Below are 14,218 nucleotides of genomic sequence, written 5' to 3'. Positions count from 1 at the left end.
CGACAGTCATCGGGATGACGACAGCATGTGATGGAGGCCAGATGACCAGGGACGATCAGCCCGCCCCCCGCGCCCGCGGTCTCACGCCGGCATCCTTCCTCGCCGCCGCCGCGGCGCTGAACACGATCCACGAGGCCCTGCACACCGCCCAGAGCACCCCGGACGGCACGCGCACCGGGCCCGACCGAGCCGGATCCGAGCAGGCACTCGCCGCGCTCCTGCTGCTGCGAGAAGCACGCGAGCAACTCGCCGAATGGGAACCGGGCCTGATCGAAGCCGCACGGGAGGCGGGCGCCAGCTGGGCCGACCTCGCCCACCCCCTCGGCGTCTCAAGCCGCCAGGCCGCCGAACGCCGCTACCTGCGCGTACGCCCCGGCAACCCGGGCTCCACGGGCGAACAGCGGGTACAGGCCACCCGCGACCGCCGCGCCGCCGACCGCACCGTCACCGCCTGGGCCCGCGCCAACGCCGCCAGCCTGCGCCAGCTCGCCGGCCAGATCACCGCACTCACCGACCTCCCCGCCGCCGCCCGCACCCCGCTCGCCGAGCTCACCGCCGCTCTCGCCGACAACGACCCGGCCGCCCTCATCAGCCCTCTGACCGACACGCACATATATCTGGCATCCGGCCACCCCGGCCTCGCCGCACGCGTCGACGACCTCACCCGCCACACCGACCGACTCCGCCGCCACAGCGGCAACCAGCGCCAGAACCGGGCCTGATCTCCCCGCTTCGGGACCTTCCCGCGATCCGCGGCCAACCCTGCGCATCAGGCTTCGCCCAGCCGCAGTGGCACCAGAGCCAGGGAGACGCCCCACCAAGATCAGCTCGAGAGGTGAAGAAGCGGTGGCAGCCGCAGATTAGGGCCAAGGCCCGCGAGAAGGCGGCGGCCACGGGCGGCATCGTCATCGACACCCGCGCCCGCATGGGCTACGACGCGCCCATCGGCTCCACAGACGAGTCCCGCATCCGGCACCTGACCGTCGCCCTGCCCCCGCAGTACGCGGCCCGCCTCTTCGACGCCCAGGAGGCCGGCGCCAGCGACCGCGAACTCAACGAGATCGCGGCTGAAGCGCTCAAGGAGGTGTACTTCCAGGACGGCGGCCGCCGGGCCGGCAGCCTGGAAGAGGTGCGGTTCACGGACGTGGAGCACCTGGAGTTCGAGCTGTAGCAGTCGGTGCCCCGAGCAGCCTGCGAGCCCCGGATCGGTGCGGTCCGGGGCTCGCTCGCGCATCCGCGGGGGTCGGACGCGCATACATGCGACGCCATGCACAACGACGCCACGGCCTGCCGGTCACTGACCCGCGAGTCCGGCGTGAGAGAGGCAGGCCGGGCCCCTCGCGTGTCCGCAAGGTTCGGATGGCTGGCGGTTACCCGCCCATCAGCTCGTTGAGCAGGCAACAACGACGACGCCGACGCCTATCGCCCCTCCAAGCACCGGGTGATACAGGGCGACGACGACGGTTAACACGCCTGTGATTGGGCGGTGGGGTTGCAGCGGGTGGGCGTCAGCGGAATTGCGGTGTGGATGTCCTGGTAGTGGGCGTGGTGCTGGTTTTTGGTTGCTGTCATGGGGTGACCAAGCGGCTGTTGTGGTGTGGCTAGCAGGTTGGTTGCTGGCTGTCATGGCTTTCGCTGTTCCTAGACCTCGAAGCAGTCCTCGCGAGCACAGACCGAACATGAGCAGATGCGCCAGCGGCAGGAGAAAGCGAAGGAAGCAGCCGAGGCACGCAAGAAGGAGCAGGAAGCCGAGGCCGAACGCCGCCGCAAGAAGCTCGAGGCGGAAGACCGGCGCCGCCGCGCGGAGGAAGCCACCCGCCGCCGCAAGGTACAGGACGAAGAACGCGAGGTAGAAGGCCGCACAGGCGGCACGCGGGCAGCAGCCCGAAGCGCAGCGATCTTCTTCTGCCGGGTCAGGCCCCGGTGGGCCTCCGACGCCGTGCGGCGTACACCGCGCTGGCGACGACCGCGAGAGCTGCGCCGCCGGCACCAGCCAGGAGCGCGAGGTCGGAGGAGGTACCGGTCTCGGCGAGGGCGTCGCCTGTCGGTGTCGCGCTCCCACCCGCCGGTGTGCTGCCGCCGTTCGGTGTAGGGGAACTCGTCGTCTCACCGGTGTGCGTACCGGGTTTGAAAACCGAGAAGCCCGACCAGAGGGAGCCCTCCCAGCGCGTGTCCGGCTGGCTGGGTGCCGGTCGGCGCGTCCTGACGCCTATGTAGACGCCCCCGATATGGTCGCCGTCCGTCACAGTGAACGGGAAGTCCTTGTCGACGCGGACGCGGAGCAGGATCGTCAGGGGCTTGCCGTCCACCAGGTCGGTCGTGACGTAGTGGCTGGCAATAATGTTGGGTTGCGGGAAGACCACGTCCCGCCATTGCCCGGAACTGCGGTCCCTGGCCTGAAGGTCGACGGAGTTCTGGTCCCCACCGGGCATCACGGGCGTGAGGTCTTCCACCTGTTTGATGAGTGTCACGTCGACGTCGTCCAACGTTGTCGACAGTCTGTTCCGGACCATGATCGTGAATTCATGCCAGCCGTCGCCCGCGTCGACCCGTCGGGGCAACCCGGTGATGTCGAAGTACACGCACTTGTCTTCAAAGAACTCTCGCACGCAACTGGGGGTGCCCGGCGTGGCGGTCGGGGGTACGGAGGTCGGTGCGGTGGTTTCCGTGGGCGTGCTTGTGGGCGCGGACGTCGCCGTGGGCGTACTCGTCGCGGTCGGGGACTCTGCGGCGTACGCCGTCGCGCCGGACAGCAGAACCGCCGGGATCAGGGCGGAGACTACCGCCGTACAGTGGGAGTTCATGCGGAATCTCATGTGTGGCCTCAACGGTGGCGGGATAAGCGGAATCACCGGGCTGTGCATGTGACATGTGGCGCCCGTGTGACCGCTACGTCGTGCCGAAAGTTGTACCCGGGAGGTCTTTTCCGGGGGGCCTTCCGGCATCAGCGTCCGGCATCGACCCGGTTCGGTCCGCCGTCTCGGCCGGCCGCGAGGCTCACCGATCCCAGTGATCACACCTGGGCAGAACCGCCGAAGCCCTCTGCACCGCCTTCCGCGCTCATCCGCTGACGCCGATAGTGCCCAGCCGCCCTCGCACGGTTTCCGCACGACGGCTTGCACCACTCCTGGCGCCCGTGGCTCCTGACGAAGTAGCGCACGCAGCGGGGTGCGGTGCAGGCGCGCAGCCGCTCGCGGTAACCGAACGGATCGAAGACCTGATCGCGCGCCGCGACAGGCTGCACCGTCTCGACCATGGCGACCGGGCCCTGCTGCCCGACATCCGCCGGACAGAGCCTAGTGACGTGAGTCGGAGATTCTCTGGCAGTAGGTGGCGACTTTGTCGAGGATCTCGTCGGCGGTTTTCGTCCAGACGAAGGGTCTTGGGTGTTCGTTCCAGTCGGTGAGCCAGGCTCGGATGTCACGCTCGAGGGCTTGGACTGAGCGGTGGACGCCGCGGCGGAGCTTCTTGCTGGTCAGTTCGCCGAACCATCGCTCCACCAGGTTCAGCCACGATGATCCGGTGGGTGTGAAGTGCAGGTGGAAGCGGGAATGTGCCAGCAGCCACTTCTTGATGGCGGGTGTCTTGTGGGTGGCGTAGTTGTCCAGGATCAGATGGACGGCGAGGTCTGCGGGCACTTCCTTGTCGAGTTTGGTCAGGAACTTCTTGAACTCGGCGGCCCGGTGTCGGCGGTGCAGTGAACCGATCACCTTGCCGGTGGCCACTTCCAGGGCCGCGAACAGGGTGGTGGTGCCGGCCCGGACGTAGTCGTGGCTGCGGCGTTCGGGGACGCCGGGCATTATCGGCAGCACCGGCTGCGAACGGTCCAGGGCCTGGATCTGCGACTTCTCGTCCACGCACAGCACCAGAGCTTTCTCCGGCGGGTCGAGGTAGAGACCGACCACATCGCGGACCTTGTCGATGAACAGTGGGTCCGTGGACAGCTTGAACGTCTCGGAACGGTGCGGAGCCAGGGCGAACGCACGCCAGATCCTTGAGACGGCCGACTGGGACATCCCGGTCGCCGCCGCCATCGACCGGGTCGACCAGTGTGTGGCATTCGCCGGCTTCTCCTCCAGCGTCCTGACGATGACCCGCTCCACATCGGCGTCAGTGATCTTCCTGGGGACACCTGGCCTGGGCTCGTCAGCCAGGCCGTCCAGACTGCGGTCGAGGAAGCGCCTTCGCCAGGTACGGACCGTGTCCGGAGCGACCTTCAGCCGCCGTGACACCTCCATGATCGAGTGGCCCTGGGCGCACTCCAGCACGATCCGGGACCGCAGGGCCAGGGCTTGTGCAGTCGACCGGCGGCGCACCCACCCCTCAAGCACAGCCCGCCGGGCATCCGTTACCGACAACGGCGGGATCTTCGGTCCACGACGATTCACACCAAACCAACGACGAACCTCTGACTCACGTCACTAGCTCGTTGATGTGCAACGACCTCGACGCCGTACTCGCCCAGCTCGCACATCGCGGCGCGGAGCGCATCGGCGAGGTGACCCAGGAACGGTGGGGACGCCTCACCGCCGTACGCCTCCCCAGCGGAAGTGAACTGCCCCTGTACCAGCCGCTGCACCCCATCGCGCACAGCCTCGACTGAACCACCACCACGACCACCACGCCGTCACCGCGGGAACTGCACCGGCCGATCCGCCTTGAGCCGCGCGCGAGGTCATGATGCCGATGCATGCTGGGCGAGGAGTAGGGCCAGGGGACCCCCTTGGAGAAGGAAGCGTCCTTCGACGGCGGCTGCAATGGCGTCGGGCATCGGCAACCATGCGAGCTTGAAGCCGATTTCGGTGGGGGTGAGCTGTTGCGGGCCGAGTGTGAGGCCCTGGGCCAGGAAGAGGTGGATGCGGGCTGGGGAGTTGAGGGTGATGCCGTATGAGCCGAGGGGATGCCAGGAGACAGCGGTGACTCCGGCTTCCTCAAGCAGCTCGCGCCGCGCGCATTCTTCCGGACTCTCGCTGCTCTCGCGGCGTCCCCCGGGCAGGAACATGTATTCGCCGCCGTGCTGGGGGAAGTCGGCGGTCAGAACGGCGACCATGCCGTTTGCGTCACGGGCCACGATGACGGAGGCGTCGCGTGACGCCTCCCGCCGGGATGCGTCGGTCATGGCCGGGATCGTATCGGCCTACTCTGTCAGCCAAGCCGCATAGGGCACGTTGAGCGCCGTGGCGTGAGCGATGCCTCGGCCGTGGTAGCCGTCTTCGCCGAAGGCGTCTCCGTGGTCGGAACACAGGATGATCAGCCACCTTCTTTCGCTGGTGAGTGTGCCGATGAGGCGGCCGAGGTGTTCGTCGGCGTATGCGAGCGCCGCGGCCTGGGACTGCCATGAATCGCTGCTTTCGCCGATGTAGTGGCTGTGGGGTACGTGAGTGGCAGAGACGTTGACGAACAGGAAAAGCGGCTCATAGGAGTGCTGGCCGGCTATGTCGAGGGTGTGGTTGACCTGGTGGCGTGTGGAGTCGGGTTCGGGGGAACAGAATTCGGGCCGCCAGTGGTCTTCGGCGAACATGTCCGGCAGAACCGATCCGAGCGGCGTCTGCCGGGAGAAGTAGGTGACACCTCCGACGCACACGGTGCGGTAGCCGTGCTGGGCGAGACCGGCGAGAAGGCTTGGGGCGTCGAATACGAAGGTGCCGGGATCGACGGTCTTGAAAGCGGGCGGGCGGCACTCCCACAAGCGGGGCGGCTGCGGCCGGCAGGCCGCTGACCGACGAGCAACTGGCGCCCCTGCTGCAAGTCCTCCAGCAGCGCCGCACGCATTCAGCCCAAGTTGAGCCCGAGGCCGAGCAGGCCGGATGACGGGTGGGGCGACTACATCTACAGCGCCTGGCTCACCTACGCGCAGGAGCGCGGGGCATACCCCGACGCCACGGCCCTCGCTGACTACGTCTACAAACGGGATCAGATCACCGGCGTCGGCGGCCAGCCCATCACAGGCGAAGACCTTGAGGACTTCGTCCGGGCCTTTCAGCAACGCGAGTTCGACGAAATACAACCGCTCGCGACAGATGCCCTCGCACCCCGGCAGCCAACGCAGGAGGACCTACCGAAGAGGAAACCCATCCGGTGACGCAGGCGTCCGGCCCGGGAACCCAAGCAGTCGTGACAGGCGCACCTCCCGGGTGAACGCCGCGATCGGAGACGCGGAGCAGGATACGGCATGTACATCCGCGGACCTCACTGCCCTCACCGCCGTGGACCGCTACTTCCTAGCCTGGACGCAATACCAGACCACTCACGGCGAAGAACCCAAGGCTGAGCAGCTCTCCGCCTACCTCGCAGACAAAAACGTTACAGACCGTTTCAGTCCGTCCACCCTGCGCCGCTACCTCCCGCCGTTCCGCGTCTACCCCCTCTGGGCTGAACAGCGTGACCAGCGAGAGCCCTCCGCTCGATGTCGTCGCGCAGGAGTGCGCAGCCCGTGGGATCACTGCGCAGCACAACAAGCCGCTCACGGCGGACTACAACGCCGTGCAGACAGACGACTTCGAGCGGCGCGGCACGCGCTGACTCACCACGCAAACGCTCAGCAGTAGCAGCCCCGCTTGCGCGCGGCTGCTGGACCGCACACCTCAACGCTCCGCGGCGTGCGCAATCGGAAGATGCACACGGTCAACACTGCGTCGCGCGAACGAGGTGATCATTGTGCAGCCGGAGTACCGGCGAGGCTTTCCCGAATCACGCTGCCACTTGTGCGCAGAGCCGCTGTCAGTTCTCGTCGCAGTTCGACCGGGAGGATCCCTGCGCCGAGGGCGCAGGCGTGCATCAGCGCGCGGCAGTCCTGCACCTGCCGGTCCGTGGCGATCGCGGTGAACAGAGGGTGAGCCAAACTCTCGCGGGCCGCGTAGCCGTTCTCGGCGTCCGTCGTCCTGCGGTGGACGTTCTCAACGATGCGGTGCGCGGCGAGCGCTTCGGCGGACCCGATCGTGTCGAGGACTGTAAGTCCGAGCCGGGTGTCGAAGACGGTCATCCCGGGTTCGGTTTTCCGTCCGGAGTAGGCCGTCACCAGGTCGGCCAGGTGGCCGTCGATCGGCTGCCCGGCGTCGCGACGGCATAGAACGGTCAGGCATGCCGTGACGGCTTGTTCCCATGGGTCGCCGGGCAGCGTATCGGCAAGGAGGACAGCGGCCCATGCGGTGTCACCCCCAACGAGGGCGGCGAGTACGGCGACCTGGCGACCGTCGAGCATCCGCTTTCCGATGCCATGGTGGGCTTCGATGTGCGCCAGAGCTTCGGCCCATCGCCCCTCAGTGGTGAGGGTGCGCGTGCCGTCTGCGAGGAGGACGCGCCACAGCCACGCGCGAACCTTCTGGCGGTCTTCGCCACTCGCAGTGAGGTCCGCAGGTACGTTGACGCCCTCGAACCGGGCGGCTGTGCCCGTCTCAACGGCCTTGTACAGGTTGAGGAGTCGCTGACGGCCCTCATCGGCGTGGCCGGCGCGGATCTGGAGGCGAGCGAGATTGACGACCGGTTCCAGTCCTCGGATCGCGCTCATGCCGGGCAGGGGGCAGGCATGAAGGTAGGCGGCAGCGTGCTGGTGGCACATCTCGCGGGCGAGGTCGGGGAGGTCGAGATCGGAGGCAATGAGCGCGGCCTGGTTGTAGACGGCCGATGCGAGCCCCTGGTTGGTCTCTTCCACCGCGGTGTCGGCCAGATCGACGAGTGCGCGTACACGTTCTGGCAGGGGCAGGCACGCGGGTCGGAATCGGGCGACGAGCGGGAAACGCTGGGCTATGGGGCCGTGTGGATCCATGGATCCCCCGGGTCGGGAGTGACGACTGCTGAGGCGACGGTGCCCGCCAGCCATATGCCGGCAGGCACCGTCCGCTACGCGTGGGGCGTCATCGCCAGTCGACGACGATGCGGTTCAGCGGCGTGTCGAGGGCGAAGAGACCGGGGCGCTGCTCGATCTCGGGGGCGTCGAGGGGCTGGATCTCGAACGTGGCGTCACGGCCTCGGTACTCCCTGTCCCAGGTACGGATGGCGTCGGCAACCTTCGCGGCCAGTTCGTCGCTGCCGGGGCCGTGGCCAATGACGCCGAACTCCCAGAGCTTGTCGCCCTCGGGGGTCTTCTCCTTCGACAGGCGCCGGGCGAGGTAGGTGACGGCCCCCTTGTCGACGACCGCGGTCGACGAGGGGTAGGGGTCCTCGGTCAGCAGAGTGCCCTTGGCACTCTGGGGGAACAGCATCCGGATCAGGCCGGAGGGCAGGGAGCAGGTGACGAATAGTTCCATCCACTCCGGCGACTCCATGGCGCGGACCGTCATGCCGGTCCACTCCTCGGTGCGCGGCTGGTCAAGCACGCCTGCGAGGGCATCGGCGTCGATGCTGAGCCCGGCGGGGGCCTGGAGTCGTACGGCGCCGTCCCTGCTGAGCGGGATCACTCGGCGGTCGTCGTCAGCGATGCCCCGCCGAAGCGGCATGAAGGTGTTCATCTCGCTGCCGAGGGATACCCACCGGCCGTCACGCTGCTCGTAGGCGATGGAGCGGGACACCGTGCCCTTGAGGCGCTGGGGGACGAGGAGCCGGCCGCCGGGGGCGAGTTGCTGCAGCCAGGCGTGCGGTACGCCGTGGGCGCCGACGGTGGCGATGATCCGGTCGTACGGCGCTGCTTCGGCGTAGCCGAGTGCCCCGTCGCGGGTCACGGCCTCGACGTTGGTGATTCCGGCGGCGGCGAGGTGCGTGCGGGCACCCTCCACGAGGTCGTCGTCGACGTCGAGGGTGGTCACGTGTCCGGTGTCGCCGACCAGGTGGGCGAGCAGGCCGGCGTTGTAGCCGGTGCCGGCGCCGAGTTCGAGGATGCGCTCGCCGGGCTGGGCGTCGAGCTGGTCCAGCATGAGGGCGACGACACCCGGTTGGGAGGCGCAGGAGATGGACGTGCCGTCGGTGTCGTACTTGATGTGGACCGGTGCGTTGGCGTAGGCGTCTTCGAGAGACGCCGCGGGCACGAACACGTGGCGGGGCACGGTCCGCAACGCGGTCTCGACGGCGGGCGTGCGGGCGTGTCCGTCCGCACGGAGCTGGTCGACCAGGGCGTTGCGGAGGCGCTCGGCGTCCGCCGTGGGGGTGGTGATCGTGTCGGTGTTCACCGCGCTGACGCTATCGATGTCGGCCGGTGCCTCGGTGGGCGACGCGGTACTGTCACTCGTTCCCATGACTACCTCTCGTGCGATGTAGGACAGGGCGCTCTGGTCGTCCCGGAGGAGACCGGCGCGGTTGGCGTGGAAGATCACGTGGTGGGCAATGACGGCTCGCAGGCCGCGGCTGAGAGCGCCGCGGCCTGCGAGGTCAGCGAGCGTGGCTCCGGCCCGTTCGAAGGCGGTCACCCATTCCTCGTGCGCGTGGAGTGGGCCACCCGGGCGGCAGAGGCTGTTGGCGTCGGCGGTCATGAGCTGTCGTATGGCCGGAGCCAGTTCGGCGGCTCGTTCGGGTGGTGGTGGATTGGTGACCGGTCGAAGAGCTGCCACCTTCGCCCATACGTCGCCCTGTTCGAACCAGTCGAGTCCAACACCGCGCATCATGACGCTCGCCAGCAGGACGGCGGTCTCCCGGCGTCCCAAGTGCACCGGGCTCGGCTGGTAAGTGAGCAGGTGGCGGGAGTCGCTGTGGAACAGTTCGTGAGCTGCGTCTATGGCCTCGGGTCCGCCGAATGCGTCGGTCTCGGGCTCGTAGACGCCGGGCAGGCACGACACGGCCACGCCGTCGTCGATGAGATCGCTCAGGAGCGACTCAATAGCGGGTGAGGGCTTGTCGGCGAGGTAACGCAGCGGCCAGGGCTGCTTGTTCATGAACCACCAGCCGGTGAGCTGCCCGTCGGCCTCGGCCTCGATCAGGGCGGGGCCGAGGCGTTCGGCGATGGTGCGCCGGGCAATCTCGCGGTCGATGAAGGTGATGTTGTGCTGCTGCCAGTGGTCGGGAGGCATAGAGGTCCTTCGGTCGGTGGATCAAGCGATGAGGAGGCATGCGTCCCAGGCGGACCGGGGTGGTGCGGCGGTGCTGGGCGCGAGGAGGGCCAGGGCTATGCCGGCGGCGCCGTCGAGTAGGCCGGGGCCGCCTTCCTCGTCCTGGATGAGCGCCTTGGCCATGAGTTCGGGGTCGGTGTCCGGTGGGGTGACCGCAGCCAGGAGGGCCGGGATCGCGGCTCGGAGATTTCCCGCTGTCGAGGGGTGGGCGTCGTCTGCCGTACGCGCGGCAGCGTGGGCGAGACCCGCGAACCCGTGGCAGAGGCCGTTGTCCGTCGTGGCCTTCATCTGCTCGGGATCGGTGAGGGCGGCCACGAGCGCGTTCTCCGCCGCGATCTGGCGGCTGGCATCGCCGAGGGCCAGCGCGGCAAGTTGCTGGGCGCGGGCGAGACCGGCCGTGCCGTAGCACCACGAAGGCCGCCTGGGGGCTGACGGGACGAGACGCCCCCTGCGCAGCTCGCCCTGAGTGACCCAGTACGGCCAGACCGGTCCGCCGTCGGCCTTCTCCTTCCAGCGGTCCAGCCAGGCCAGGATGGTGCGCAGTGCTGCAGGGTGCCCGTTGATGACGGAGCCGTTCCGAGCGGCGAGGGCCAGGAGCGCGAGCACGCCGCCGATGCCGTGCGCCATACCGGTGTTGGCGTGCCCGCCGGGGAATCGGTCGTCCGGGCTGCCCGAGGGCCCGGTCTTCGCCCACCAGCCCGGCAGGGTCTCGCTATGGTGGGTGATCGGTTCGGTGAGGCGCACGCAGTAGTCGAGAACGGTGCGCATCGTGGAGCTGCCGGGGTTTCGGCGCAGTAGGTAGGCGCCGTATCCGGTGATGCCCCGGATGGCGTCGAACTCGGCGAGCTGCGGCAGTCGTCCGGCATCGATGCGGCGGTGTGCGGCGTCGAGACGGCGTCTGACGTCGACTGCGATCTGTCCGTCTATCGCGTCGAGGGCGCGCTGGTAGGAGCCGGGAAGGTGGTCGGCGGCACAGCTCAGGGCATGGGCGAAGGCGGGCACTCCGTAGAACGGGTGGCTGTCCGAGCCGCTGGTGACCGGCTGCCGGGAGGCGGCGGTGAGCCAGTCGTGGGCGCGGTGCCACGGGCCGCGGCCGTTAGCGGCCAGCTCGATGTGCAGGAGCGCGATTCCGGGCGGGCCGTAAGCAAGATGCTGCCGGTCCGAGGACAGCAGCCTGGAGCCGAGGGGCACGGTGTCGGGGTCGGCGAGCCGGGCGGCGATGGCGTCGACCAGGCCGAGCGCGGGGTGGGCGGTCACGAGGCCCTCGCCCTGGTGCGAGCGGTCCAGGCCAGGGCGGCGGCACGAGCCAGGTAGAGGCACACCTCTTCCTCCGGGAAGTTCACGGCGACGTGGCGCACGAAGTGGACGTGCAGCAGGGAGGTCAGGACATCGTCGACGGCGATGCCCTGGGTGTCCGGGCCGGGCAGGTGCGGCCGGTACGCGGCGAGCGCCGTATCCCGGTCGGCCCATCCCGACGCGATGGCGTCCCCGCCCGGGACACGGCGCAGGGCCGCCCAGTCGTCGCTCGGGTCGGCGAGCCGTACGGCATCGGTGAACTGCGGGCGTGGAACGGGAGCGGGGGCTGTCGGCGGGATGTGGTCGACCAGCCACCGCATCCCGGCTGCGGTGCTGCCGAGGAACGCGGACGCGATGGCGACGGTGTGGGCCACCACGAGCGTGCGCAGTCCGGGGCGCTGTGGCTGCGTGAGCTGGGCCAGGATGGCGCGCGAGTCCGCCCGGAAGACCTCCTCAGCCACCTCCCATGCGGCGCCGGAGCCCCAGCGGCCCATCTCCCGGTAGGAGGTGGGATAGCGCAGGTCGGCCAGCAGGCCGATGCTTCGTAGCTCGTCGGCCCAGGCACTTACCGTTCGGGCCGTGCCGGCAAAGGCTTCCGGGTCGGGGAGGGCGATGCGTACGCGGAGGTGTTGGTCCGGGTCTCGGAAGCGGATGAACCACCACGGCGGGTTGCCGAGCTGTTCGAGGAGGCCGGGCAAGTGCCGGGAGAGCAAGACGTCTTGGCGGCGGGGGTCACCGTAGAGGGCGGCCAGAAGAACCGAGGAAGAGGCAGGCGTCTGCATCTGGTCCGCAGACAGGGCACGGGCCCGGCTGGGGGCTGGCAGTGGCGGCCATGTCGACGGCCTGGTTGCTTTGAGGGGCTCCACGACCTCGTGGGCTCGCCCGCCGCACCAGCCGTACGCCTCTGGTTCCGGGGCCTCGACGAGTACGGCCAGGCGCGTACGGTCGAGGTGTCTGCGCAGGAGCGCACGATGGCCGGCCTCGTCGAGGTCGAGGAAGAGGCGCCGGTCGTCCTCTACGAGATGGACGTGGCGCGGCAGCCTCCGCCGGGCACGCCAGTCGCTGAGCGCAACGTCCCACTCAGCCCGAGGACGGGCATGGCCGGGCAGTTCGGACGCTTCCAGCCGCCAGCGGGCCGGGGCCAGCACGGTCCGGCCGTACCGCAGACGTGGAAGGAACGGCATCGCTGCTGCGGCGCCCCAGTCGAAGACGGTGACCTGCGCGCACTGGGCGCGGGACAGTTCGGTGAGGAACCGCACCAGTGGCGGGGTGTGGGTGTGGAGGTTCAGCGCGTGCATCCCGACGGCCTCCACGCGGTGGCCTCGCTCAGGGGCGGCGAGGTACATGCGGCGGCCGTCGCAACCCACAGCCAAGTCCTCCGGGGTCAGGACGGTGTCCTGCGGGGCGCGGTGCTCCTGAAGGCTGATCACGGTGGGTAGCACCTGTGGGGAGCGGGTGACGTGGGCGCTCTCGGAGAGCAGGGGTGGGAAAGAGAGCTGCGCGGGCATGGTGTTGCCGTCTGCGGCCGGGAGGTCGGCAAGCTCGGCGGCCAGGGCCTCGCGGTCGGCGGGGGCCAGCACGCTGAGGAATCGGCCCGTGGAGACGCCGGCGCCTCGGGACACGCTCATGACCTCCAGCCGGAACTGCCCGCGCTGCAACTCCTTCAGGCTGTCCGCGTGCACCTGCACTCCGATCTCCAAGTGCGGCGGCAGCCGTGGCTCATCGGGACCCACGTCCAGGGCCTCAATGTGTTCGTCCGTGAGGATCACTTCGTCACGGCCGTCGAGCGCGGCGGCCTGAGCCAGCCGTACGAGGGCGTCGTCCCGAGCGGAGACGCGGGGCCTGCGTGCGCTGGCCGGAGCGCCTGGGTAGCTGTTGGGATAGCCGGTGCCGCTGTCCGCGACGACCTCCGCGAGCGGCACCATCGTGCCGATGCCGTACCGCTCGTAGAACCGCTGGTGGTACTCGTTCCAGGCAGCGGTCCCGTACGGGCAGATGCTCAAGCGGGTCAGGACGAGACCGGCCCGCTCGATCTCTTGGGCGACCGCTTCCGGCAGGACGATCTGGGCGTCCAGGCGGAGGTCGAGCGCGACGGGGTGGCGACGCAGGCCAGGGACGAGGTCTCGCATCCGCGCCGCGACGCTGTCCCGGCCACCGTGCGTGGCGCACTCCTCCAGGCCCGCCCGGACCGCGTGGAGTTCGCGTACGGTCTCCGCGACCGGGGCGAGGCTACCGGCGTCGTTCGCGTCGAGTTGGCCCATCAAATACCCGAGTGCGTCGGTCTCGGTGCTCGGAGCGTGCAGGCCCGTGATCAGTACCCGCCGCCGGATCAGCTCCGCCAGCAGTTGACGTGCCTTCTCGGGACTGGCCTCGGGGAACTCCGCCTGGAGCTTGTCCACGAGGGTGCCGAACCGGATCGGCGCCCGGGTCGCGGTCAGGACCGCGCGCACGGGTCCAGTCAGGGCCAGAGACGCCTCGACCGCGCGAGTCCGGTCGTCCTGAACGTCGGGCTGGAACGGCACGATGAGCCGGTCTCCCCGGTACGTCACGGTGTTGTTGATGGCGACGGGCAGCCGTTCGAGGAGGTCCGGGCATGACTCCAGTCGTGCGACCAGGGCCGCCAGCCACTCTGCCCCCGCGCGGCCGACGGCCACGTGCGCGTCGCCCCAGTCGGCCCGCGCCTGCGGGCCGAACTCCGCGGTGGCCACGCCGGCGAACAGGCCGAAGGGTGTGGCTCGGTGCTGCGCCCGGAGTAGGTAGCGGACCACGGACAGCGCGGCGCGCTGCACATCCCGAAGGGCGGGATCCTCGGCTGTGCACAGGGCCCCTACTTGCGCGGCCAGGACCGGGCTGGAGTGCTGGAGTGCCTCGGTGACGTCCTTGTTCGCCCAGACCGCGCGTAGCCACGCCACGCGGGCAGACGAACCACTGGGCGAGCGGTCATCGAG

The 14,218-nt window shown here is 69.3% G+C and carries 13 protein-coding genes and 1 pseudogene; 5 read left to right on the top strand and 9 right to left on the bottom strand.

Annotation, left to right across the window (positions count from 1 at the left end; genetic code table 11):
* Positions 1–41 precede the first annotated feature (41 nt).
* Positions 42–722 carry a type III effector protein gene (locus ACZ69Q_RS43725; RefSeq protein ID WP_471054089.1) on the top strand — a complete coding sequence of 227 codons (681 nt, stop codon included), beginning with the start codon at positions 42–44 and terminating at the stop codon, positions 720–722.
* The gene (gene tpg, locus ACZ69Q_RS43720) at positions 614–1,171 is read left to right on the top strand and encodes a telomere-protecting terminal protein Tpg (protein WP_471054175.1); all 558 of its coding nucleotides are present in this window, start codon (positions 614–616) and stop codon (positions 1,169–1,171) included. Before ACZ69Q_RS43725 ends, tpg begins: the two co-directional genes overlap by 109 nt.
* Before the next feature lie 742 nt (positions 1,172–1,913).
* On the opposite strand, the gene ACZ69Q_RS43715 is transcribed toward tpg, so the two are convergent.
* Positions 1,914–2,582 (bottom strand): hypothetical protein, encoded by a 669-nt coding sequence (locus ACZ69Q_RS43715; protein ID WP_471054086.1) that lies wholly within the window; start codon positions 2,580–2,582, stop codon positions 1,914–1,916.
* On the opposite strand from ACZ69Q_RS43715, the gene ACZ69Q_RS43710 reads away from it, so the two are divergent.
* On the top strand, positions 2,569–2,868 hold the full coding sequence (locus tag ACZ69Q_RS43710; protein WP_471054083.1) for a hypothetical protein: 300 nt from the start codon (positions 2,569–2,571) through the stop codon (positions 2,866–2,868). The two genes, ACZ69Q_RS43715 and ACZ69Q_RS43710, sit on opposite strands and share 14 nt — an antisense overlap.
* A 145-nt stretch (positions 2,869–3,013) precedes the next feature.
* Here ACZ69Q_RS43710 and ACZ69Q_RS43705 read toward each other — a convergent pair.
* Positions 3,014–3,196, bottom strand: a pseudogene (locus tag ACZ69Q_RS43705) (CGNR zinc finger domain-containing protein); the annotation flags it as partial.
* 100 nt (positions 3,197–3,296) lie between these two features.
* Positions 3,297–4,367 (bottom strand): IS630 family transposase, encoded by a 1,071-nt coding sequence (locus ACZ69Q_RS43700; RefSeq protein WP_471054173.1) that lies wholly within the window; start codon positions 4,365–4,367, stop codon positions 3,297–3,299.
* A 65-nt stretch (positions 4,368–4,432) separates the two neighbouring features.
* Between ACZ69Q_RS43700 and ACZ69Q_RS43695 the strand changes: the two genes are divergently transcribed.
* Positions 4,433–4,603, top strand: coding sequence for a hypothetical protein (locus tag ACZ69Q_RS43695; protein WP_471054081.1), 171 nt, complete (start codon positions 4,433–4,435; stop codon positions 4,601–4,603).
* Between the two features lie 72 nt (positions 4,604–4,675).
* Here the strand turns inward: ACZ69Q_RS43695 and ACZ69Q_RS43690 are convergent, their stop codons facing one another.
* The gene (locus tag ACZ69Q_RS43690; RefSeq protein ID WP_471054079.1) at positions 4,676–5,119 is read right to left on the bottom strand and encodes an NUDIX hydrolase; all 444 of its coding nucleotides are present in this window, start codon (positions 5,117–5,119) and stop codon (positions 4,676–4,678) included.
* An 18-nt stretch (positions 5,120–5,137) separates the two neighbouring features.
* The gene (locus ACZ69Q_RS43685; protein WP_471054077.1) at positions 5,138–6,007 is read right to left on the bottom strand and encodes a sulfatase-like hydrolase/transferase; all 870 of its coding nucleotides are present in this window, start codon (positions 6,005–6,007) and stop codon (positions 5,138–5,140) included.
* 374 nt (positions 6,008–6,381) lie between these two features.
* Here ACZ69Q_RS43685 and ACZ69Q_RS43680 point away from each other — a divergent pair, with 374 nt between their 5' ends.
* Positions 6,382–6,522, top strand: coding sequence for a hypothetical protein (locus ACZ69Q_RS43680; protein WP_471054074.1), 141 nt, complete (start codon positions 6,382–6,384; stop codon positions 6,520–6,522).
* A 130-nt stretch (positions 6,523–6,652) separates the two neighbouring features.
* Here ACZ69Q_RS43680 and ACZ69Q_RS43675 read toward each other — a convergent pair whose 3' ends face one another.
* From ACZ69Q_RS43675 to ACZ69Q_RS43660, 4 genes are all read right to left on the bottom strand, one after another.
* Positions 6,653–7,765 carry a hypothetical protein gene (locus tag ACZ69Q_RS43675; protein WP_471054073.1) on the bottom strand — a complete coding sequence of 371 codons (1,113 nt, stop codon included), beginning with the start codon at positions 7,763–7,765 and terminating at the stop codon, positions 6,653–6,655.
* Between the two features lie 88 nt (positions 7,766–7,853).
* Complete coding sequence (gene fxlM / locus ACZ69Q_RS43670; RefSeq protein WP_471054070.1) at positions 7,854–9,935, bottom strand: methyltransferase, FxLD system; 2,082 nt, start codon at positions 9,933–9,935, stop codon at positions 7,854–7,856.
* Positions 9,936–9,956: 21 nt separating this feature from the next.
* Positions 9,957–11,231, bottom strand: coding sequence for a lanthionine synthetase C family protein (locus ACZ69Q_RS43665; protein ID WP_471054067.1), 1,275 nt, complete (start codon positions 11,229–11,231; stop codon positions 9,957–9,959).
* Complete coding sequence (locus ACZ69Q_RS43660) at positions 11,228–14,182, bottom strand: lantibiotic dehydratase (RefSeq protein WP_471054064.1); 2,955 nt, start codon at positions 14,180–14,182, stop codon at positions 11,228–11,230. Before ACZ69Q_RS43660 ends, ACZ69Q_RS43665 begins: the two co-directional genes overlap by 4 nt.
* Positions 14,183–14,218 lie beyond the last annotated feature (36 nt).

Source organism: Streptomyces sp. NPDC036764 (genome assembly GCF_055609385.1).
The sequence above is the reverse complement of the archived record's forward strand: the minus strand, read 5'-3'. Positions and strand labels throughout refer to the sequence as shown.